This is a genomic window from Streptomyces sp. NPDC058274, from assembly GCF_042881375.1.
Classification (GTDB): Bacteria; Actinomycetota; Actinomycetes; order Streptomycetales; family Streptomycetaceae; genus Streptomyces.
The window spans coordinates 528,129-535,738 of record NZ_JBHVXW010000002.1; the positions used below are offsets into that span (position 1 = coordinate 528,129).

The 7,610-nt window shown below is 70.6% G+C and carries 7 protein-coding genes; 6 read left to right on the top strand and 1 reads right to left on the bottom strand.

From position 1 onward, the window contains the following. Nucleotides 1-105 precede the first annotated feature (105 nt). From ACFVYF_RS06825 to ACFVYF_RS06840, 4 genes are all read left to right on the top strand, one after another. Nucleotides 106-360, top strand: a complete 255-nt coding sequence (locus tag ACFVYF_RS06825; protein ID WP_389451822.1) for a hypothetical protein — start codon at nt 106-108, stop codon at nt 358-360. Beyond that, the gene (locus tag ACFVYF_RS06830) at nt 357-1,703 is read left to right on the top strand and encodes an MFS transporter (protein ID WP_389451825.1); all 1,347 of its coding nucleotides are present in this window, start codon (nt 357-359) and stop codon (nt 1,701-1,703) included. Before ACFVYF_RS06825 ends, ACFVYF_RS06830 begins: the two co-directional genes overlap by 4 nt. Nucleotides 1,704-1,909: 206 nt before the next feature. After that, on the top strand, nt 1,910-2,212 hold the full coding sequence (locus tag ACFVYF_RS06835; RefSeq protein ID WP_389451828.1) for a hypothetical protein: 303 nt from the start codon (nt 1,910-1,912) through the stop codon (nt 2,210-2,212). Nucleotides 2,213-2,596: 384 nt separating this feature from the next. After that, the gene (locus tag ACFVYF_RS06840; RefSeq protein WP_389451831.1) at nt 2,597-3,913 is read left to right on the top strand and encodes a phosphatase PAP2 family protein; all 1,317 of its coding nucleotides are present in this window, start codon (nt 2,597-2,599) and stop codon (nt 3,911-3,913) included. A 314-nt stretch (nt 3,914-4,227) separates the two neighbouring features. Here the strand turns inward: ACFVYF_RS06840 and ACFVYF_RS06845 are convergent, their stop codons facing one another. Next, nucleotides 4,228-5,001 (bottom strand): polysaccharide deacetylase family protein, encoded by a 774-nt coding sequence (locus ACFVYF_RS06845; RefSeq protein WP_389451833.1) that lies wholly within the window; start codon nt 4,999-5,001, stop codon nt 4,228-4,230. Between the two features lie 166 nt (nt 5,002-5,167). On the opposite strand from ACFVYF_RS06845, the gene ACFVYF_RS06850 reads away from it, so the two are divergent. Next, a complete protein-coding gene (locus ACFVYF_RS06850; RefSeq protein WP_389451836.1) occupies nt 5,168-5,464 on the top strand; it encodes a hypothetical protein in 297 nt (98 codons plus the stop codon). 84 nt (nt 5,465-5,548) lie between these two features. Next, nucleotides 5,549-7,507: a protein kinase gene (locus ACFVYF_RS06855; RefSeq protein ID WP_389452129.1), complete on the top strand. Its 1,959-nt coding sequence runs from the start codon at nt 5,549-5,551 to the stop codon at nt 7,505-7,507. Nucleotides 7,508-7,610: the final 103 nt, after the last annotated feature.

Consider the following 7,610-nt stretch of genomic DNA (forward strand, 5'->3'; position numbering starts at 1 on the left):
CACAAGTCGGCGGGAGATGTGGTGGCCTTGTGCGGGATACGCTTCGGTGGCATAGGAGTTGGGGCGGCCTGGACAGCAGGCGAGTGCCATTGCAAGCTGCTCGGCATGAAATCCATGAACCACAAACCGGTGTCGGCCGACACTCGTGTCCTGGCGGTGGGCACCGGACAACTGGAACTCGCCATTGCCCAACAAACCCTAACGAGCGCTGCCGGCGTGACGTTATCCAGACGTCCACCGCACCGCCTTGCGGCCGCACCTTTCGGCGTACGGACCGAGGCCGCCGGCCCGCGGGATCCCGCGGACGCGGCCCGGCCGGCCGGCACCGCCGGCGGCGAGTTCACCGGGAGGTCCGCGTGACCCGTACCGAGGTGAGGCCACAGCACCGGCCGGGCCTGGCACTTGGAGTGCTGGCCGGGGCGCTGGCACTGGACGTGAGTGGTCTCGGGGTCCTCAATGCCGCCCTGCCGTCCGTCGGAACACATTTCGGCCTGGACGACACCACGCTCCAGTGGGTCATGATCGCTTACGCCGTGACGTTCGCCGGGTTCCTGCTGGTGGGTGGCCGGCTGGCCGATGTGTTCGGCCGACGGCGGGTGTTCGAACTCGGGGTCGCCCTGTTCGCGCTGGCCGCGCTGGCCGGGGCGCTGGCGCCGGACACCGCCGTGCTGCTCGGCGCGCGGGCGGCCCAGGGCATTGGCGCGGCCCTGTCGGGTCCGGCCGCGCTGGCTCTGCTGACCGAGGTGTTTCCACCAGGTCCGGCGCGCAACCGGGCGCTCAGTGTGTACGCCGCGGTCGGCGCCGCGAGCTTCAGCGGCGGGGTGCTGCTGGGCGGCGTACTGACCCAGTTCCTGGGCTGGCGGTCGGTGCTGTGGTTCTCGGTGGTTCTGGGGCTCGCCGTGCTGGCCGTGACGCGCGCCGGTCTGCCCCATGGTGTCGGGCGCGGCGGCCGGCTGGACCTGCCCGGGGCGATATCGGGCACGCTGGGCCTCACCCTGTTGGTCGTCGGCGCGAGCAGCAGCGGCGCGGTGGCCTGGAGTGCGCTCTGCGCCGCGGTGGCCTTTCTGGTGCTCTTCGTCGTGCGCGAACACCGCACCGCCGACCCGGTCCTTCCGCTCGGCCTCTTCCGGATCTCCTCGGTACGGGCCGCGAGCCTGGCAGCGTTCCTCCAGTACATGGGCTCGGTCGGGATGCTGTTCTTCGCGCCCCTGTATCTGCAGGGGATGCTGGACTACTCTCCGCTCGAGTCCGGTCTTGCCCTGGTGCCGATGTCGCTGGCCGTGTTCCTCACCGCCAACTACGCCACCGGACACCTGCTGGCCAGGCACGCTCCGTACCGGCTGATGGCCGTCGGGCTCGTCCTGATCGGCGGCGGAACAGCGCTGTGGCTGAGCACACCGCACCACGGCAGCTACGTGCTGCACGTGCTGCCCGGCCTGGTCGTCAGCGGCATCGGCCAGGGCCTGAACTTCCCCTCGATGACGTCCGCCGGGCTCACCGGCGTTGAGCCGGACCGGCACGCGGTCGCCGGGGCGGTGAACGTCGTGGCACAGCAGATCGGCGCCAGTGTCGGAGTGGCGGTCATGGTCCTGGTCGCGGCGACCAGCGACGACCAGCTCACGGGCTACCACCTCGCCTACCTCGCGGCCACCATCGCCTGCGCGATCGGGGCGCTTGCCATCGCCACGGTGCGGCGCCCTTGAGCCGTAACGCCACATAACGCCACGTAACCCCATGTAATGCCAATGTCACGTAACGCCGACGGCCACGGCGGGTGATCACCCGCCGTGCTCGCGGGCCACGTTGTGCGGGAGCGGCCCGACCCGTTCCTGGCACCGTGCCGCCCGGTCATCGAGGACCGACCGGCACCCGGCGCACGCCTTCACAGGCTTTCTGCTTGGATCGGTCCATGACTTCCGTCGGCGCACCGGACGAGACCCGAGAGCGGGCAGAGCTCGCGGTCTGGTTCGGCGGTGCGTCCCTGGCGTGCTGGCTGTGTTGCCCGTTCTGGATGCTGGTCTGCTTCATCGCGCTACCCCTGGCTGTCGTCGGCCTCGTGCGGGCCCGCATCGAGTACCAGGCATCGGGCCCGGGCCGGACGAGCAGGCCGCGGGCGGTAGCGGGTGGTGCGTTATCCCTGCTGGGCGCCACGGCGGCGATCGCCTACATGATCTTTCTGGCCACCCACCCGGACCTTCCCGTCCAAGGGTGAGGATCCGCAGGGGACTTGGGCTCGCGCGGCCTCGTTGTCCGGCATCCGGATGTGTGGGCGCGCGACTACGACGTGCGGCGGCTGACTGAGGCTCTGCCCAGGTCGACGCGCTCGATGAGGCTGAGACGACGCCTCCCGTGCCACCCGGGAACGGGGCTGGAACCTGGACTGTGGACTTTCCGTCTTCCCCTGTCGGGCGGGCTGCTCTTCGTGGGGGAGAAGGCGGCCCCGAGCGGAAGGAGATGAGCGAAACCCACCCTGACCCTTGACTCAGAACTAGCGAATTGGCCGAAATTGATACACATACCACCGCGGGCCCTCCCGCGAGCAGACGGCAGAACGGCGTTCTCCGTGTGGCGCCGACCGCGAGCGAGACTCTGGGCCGTGGCGGGTGTCGCGGCCCTCGGATTCCACATCGCGCTGGAAATCGCCGCACGTCGCTACGGCCTTCCCGGACCCCTCGCCGGCGAGGCTCGAGAGGTGGTATTCGCCCCCAAATCAGGCTTCTTGCTGTACGCCGGTATGGCGTTGATGATGGTGGTGCTCACCTGGCGGCAACGGTTCATCGCGCTCGGAGCCGCGATCGGTATCGACGTCGTCTTCTTCGTGGTCCGGTGGGCGGCCGACGTCAAGGTGGCCCACGGGCACCCCTTCGGCAACGGCGCGTTGTGGGTGATGCTGGGCTGTGCGGTCATCGCGGTCACGCGTCGCACCGGCCGGGAGCGGGTCCTGCTGCTGAAGGGCGTGGGACTTGGCCTGCTGCTGGTGGCCGGCCGCAAGACCGGCGACACCTGGCTGCTCATCACCTCGAAGACCCGCCCGGAGGTGCTCGACCAGTACATGGCCACCGCCGACCACGCGCTGGGCGACCCGTCGTGGCTGCTGGGCCGGATCGTCACGGCCACCGGCCCGATCGGCTTCAATTTCCTCGACATCGTCTACGGCCAGCTCGCGGTGGCCGCGGTCGTCGTCGCGCTCTACCAGTTGCGTCACGTGGCGGTCGAGCGCCGCTTCCCGGGCCACCATCTGGTGCGCACCTTTCTGGTGATAGGCCTCCTCGGCCCGGCCATCTACATGATCTTTCCGGTCGTCGGACCGGTCTTCGCCTATGGCACCGGCGCCGAGCACTGGTCGGCGGTCAGCCTGTGGTCGCACACTCCGTCCAGCGAGTACTGGGCGGTCGCCGACCTGTGGCCGGGAACCCCGCCGCCGGTCAAAGCTCCGCACCACATGCCGTTCGACGAGATCACCCCGCGGAACTGCATGCCCAGCCTGCACACGGCGTGGGCCACCGCGATCTTCATCCATTCCCGCCAGGGCCCAAGGGTCCTGCGCTACGCCGGCACGTTCTGGCTGATCGCCACGCTCACCGCAACCCTGGGATTCGGCTACCACTACGGTGTGGATCTCATCGCCGGTGTGGTGTTCACGCTCACGATCGAGGCAGCCCTGCGCTCGCTCGACCGCGGCTGGGACCGAGCGGGAATCCGGTTGGTCGCCTACGGCGCGACGGTCTTCGCTGCCCTCCTGGTGTCCTATCGCTTTCTGCCCTGGGAGATGGCCAAGCACCCGTGGCTGTCCGGACCACTCCTCGTGCTGACGCTGGCCTCGGTCGTCTACGGCTACGTCCGGACCACCGGAGAGTGGGAACCGAGGCCCGCACCAGCCCGGCAGCCGGAACCGCAACCCGAACTCATCTGAGCCGCGTCACCCAGAACCCCCCAGGCCAACGGCTGGACAGCGGCCGCCTGCAACGCGGCGACCTGGTGGGCATGTTCGGCTTCGCGAGCGGGGCCGGCGCGGGAGCCCCGTGACCTGGTAGAGCCGAGCCCCGGCACCGAAAGGAGCCCCAGGCCGCCGGCCTGGGGCTGCACGTCGGCACACCGGCCGGGCAGTGCGGACGTGGGCTGCGCGCGTCCTCGCTGGAGAGGGTCGTCTCCTTGACCTCCTTGACCTCCTTGACCTCCTTGAAGTCCTTGACCTCCTTGAACGCCGGATACGGCCAGGGCCGGGGCTCAGCGCACCGGGAAACCGAAGGAGCAGCCCTGCTCCTTGAGCTGGGGGAGGATCCGGCGCAGGGCCTCGACGGTCTGGGAGCGGTCGCCCCCCGCGTCGTGGAAGAGGAGCGTCGGTCCGTTGGGCAGCTCCCGCTCGACGGTGGCGACGATGGCGTCCGTCCCCGGCCGCTCGAAGTCCTTGGTGTCCACGTTCCAGCCCAGCGGGCGCATGCCTCGGGAGGCGGCGAGCGTGCGGCTGTACGGGGTGAAGGCACCGCCCGGCGCCCGGTAGTACATCGGTCGTACGCCCCCGGACGCCTCGGTGATCATGCGTTCGGCGTCGAGGATCTGCTGTGACTGGTACGCGTGGGACTTCTTGTCCATCGCGGTGTCGTGCGACACCGTGTGGTCGCACAGCCGGTGCCCGGCCGCGACCACCTTCTTCACGAGGTCCGGATGTGCCTGCGCCTGCGTCCCCACCATGCAGAACGTGGCCTTCACCCCGTACTCCCGCAGCACGTCCAGCATCTGAGGCGTCCAGACGGGATCGGGCCCGTCGTCGATGGTGATGTTGACGCCGCGCGCCCCCCTGTCCGAGGCGTGCGCGATGGCCACCGCGACCGCCTTGACGCCACTGCTGCGCGTGGCCGGCGCGGTCGCCTTTGACGAAGGGGCGCTCACGGCGTCGGCCTGCGCGGTCCACATCGAGGCGCCGACGGCGAACAAGGTCACCCCGAGTGCCGCCCCGACCACCTTGCCGTACCAGCCCCGCCCGTCACCGTGCCGCGCCATGTCCGCCCTGCTTTCCCGCAGTTCCTCGCCGATTCCCCGGTCACCTCGCGACCATCTGGTAGGACGAGGAGCGGCGGCCACGGGATGCGTCCGTTACCGAGCACGGACAATCCCGGGGGACTTCACGGACAACTGAGCCAGGCCTGGCCGGCCTCCTGTGGTGCGGATGGGGCGCGCCCGCCCGCAGGTCTGGACAGCAGTGGTCTGCCACGCCCGCAGCGTCGGTCTGGAGCGGGCGGTCTTCCTCGGCGATTCGGTGCTCCCGGTGGACAGCCCACCAGGAGCCGCGATTCCCCCGGGCCGGGTGGTCCGTATGCACCGGGAGCCGCTCATGGAGTTCACCGAGTTGGTGGCGGCGCTGGCGGCGCTGGCGGGGACCGGCGGGTGTGTTCCGCGCGCTCCTGCTCGTCCCGGCCCGGAGGCGCTGTGGGGGTTCTGGGCGGGTCCGCGCGAAGTCCGGTGAAGCGGATCACTGCCGGGTTCGTGCTGAGTACACTCCGTCACCTGAGGGGACGGTCGGCTGGGGGCGAGGGGTGGGGCGGTGCTGGTGACGCCGGAGGCCGGGGACAGGATCGCTGACCGGTATCTCTTGCAGGAGCCCATCGGCAGAGGTGGGATGGGCGTCGTCTGGCTGGCCTGGGACGAGCGGCTCGAACGGCCGGTCGCGGTCAAGTGCGGTCGCCTGGACGACGATCGGGCCATGCGACGGCTCATGGGCGAGGCGCGCAACGCCGGGCGGCTGCACCACCCGAACATCGTGGGCGTCTTCGACTTCATCGACGAGGGCGCCAACTGCTGGATCATCATGGAGTACGTCCCTTCGCGCAGCCTCGCGCAGATCGTGGCGGAGAGCGGCCCGCTCACGCACGAGGCGGCCGGCTCGATCGGCTGCCAGATCGCGGCCGCGTTGGTGAAGTCCCACCAGGCCGGCGTGATGCACGGCGATGTGACGCCGGAGAACATCCTCGTCACCGACGAAGGCATCGCGAGGCTGACCGACTTCGGGATCTCGCGGGCCCTGTGGAGCGACGCCACCGACAGCATGACGGGCAGCGTGCGCGGCAAACCCCGCTATCTGGCACCGGAGTTGGCCAAAGGGCAGCCCGCGGACGAGAAGTCCGACGTGTTCTCCCTGGGCGCCTCCCTGTTCGCGGCGGTCGAGGGCCGGTCGCCGTACGGGGAGGCCGAACACCTCATGGCCTATCTGGCCCGGGCCGTCGAGGGACACATCGAGCCCATGCACCGGGCCGGCCCGCTGGACGTGCCGCTCGCCGATCTGCTGGAGGTGGACCCCCGCCGCCGGCCCGACGCCGCCAGGGCGCAGCAGCTGCTGACGCGCGCGGTACCCCCGCCCCCGCACATCCAGGAGCAGTTGCACAACGGCCGTACGGGAGACCTCAAGTCCCGCACGCTCCGGCTGCCGGGACTCCTGCGCCGCCCGCAGGACTTCACGCCCTTCATGCTCCAGCCGCCACAGCCCGTACGCCGACGACGTCGCCACCCTTTGACGGTCACGGCGGTGGCGCTGGTCGCGGCGGGCGCGATCACGGCGGGCCTCGTCCTCTTCGGCCCGTGGGCCGCCAAGGACGAGGCCGACACGGGGGGACGTACCGGCGCGGCCGACGCGAAACCGTCGGCCACGGCGCAGGCCGGCGCCATCGGCGACGAGCGTACGGCGGACCCCTGCGGGCTGCTCGACGCGGCCTCCCTGAGCCGCTTCGGCGATACCGCACGGGACCCCGACTACGGGGAGATCGACCGGTGCGACGTCCTGGTGCGCAACAACAGCGGTGACGACAACGCGGATGTCCAGGTCAACCTCGATTCGGACCGGGACGATTTCGACGACGTCCTGTCCACCCGCCTGGCCGGCGGCCTCACCATCGTGACGCTCAAGCGTGACGGAACGACCTGCGCCCGGGCCGTCCTGACCGCCGACGGCAAGCAGGTCCGCGTCATCGGGAAGCGGTTCGGCACCCCGTCGCCCGACCCGTGCGAGATGGCCGACGCCGCCACCGACCACGTGGTCGGCGTACTGTCCGAGGGCCCGGTGCCCCGGCGTCCGTCGTCACCGGCCGCGGACTCCCTGGCCCGGCTCGACGCCTGCACGCTGCTCGACGCCACCGACCTCAAGCGGCTTCCCGGCGTCGAGGCGGACAACCGGGACCGCGGCTTCGGTTCCTGGGACTGCGACTGGTCGAGCGACGACGGCGCCCGCGCGGTGGAGATCCAGTTCAGCCGGGACAACTCGCTGGACGCCGACGACGGAAAACCGGTGAACGTCGCCGGCACGAAGAGCTACTTCATCGCGGACGAGGCCGAGGACGACAGCTGCACCGTACGGACCCCGCACCGCACCTACACCGACTCGGCCGGCGACCACACCACCGAACTCTTCCAGCTGACCGTGTACGCCCCCCAGCCGTCCCGCCAACTGTGCGACACCGCCACGGAGTTCGCGGCCACCGCCGTACGCAACATCACGAAGCGACTGCCCCGCACGTGACCCGCCCGAGCCGGGCACGACACGGAGCCGCCCCGGGACGACACGGAGCCGCCCCGGGGCGCGGGGAATGCCCGGCCCCGGGCGAGGCTCCCCCCCCCCCCAC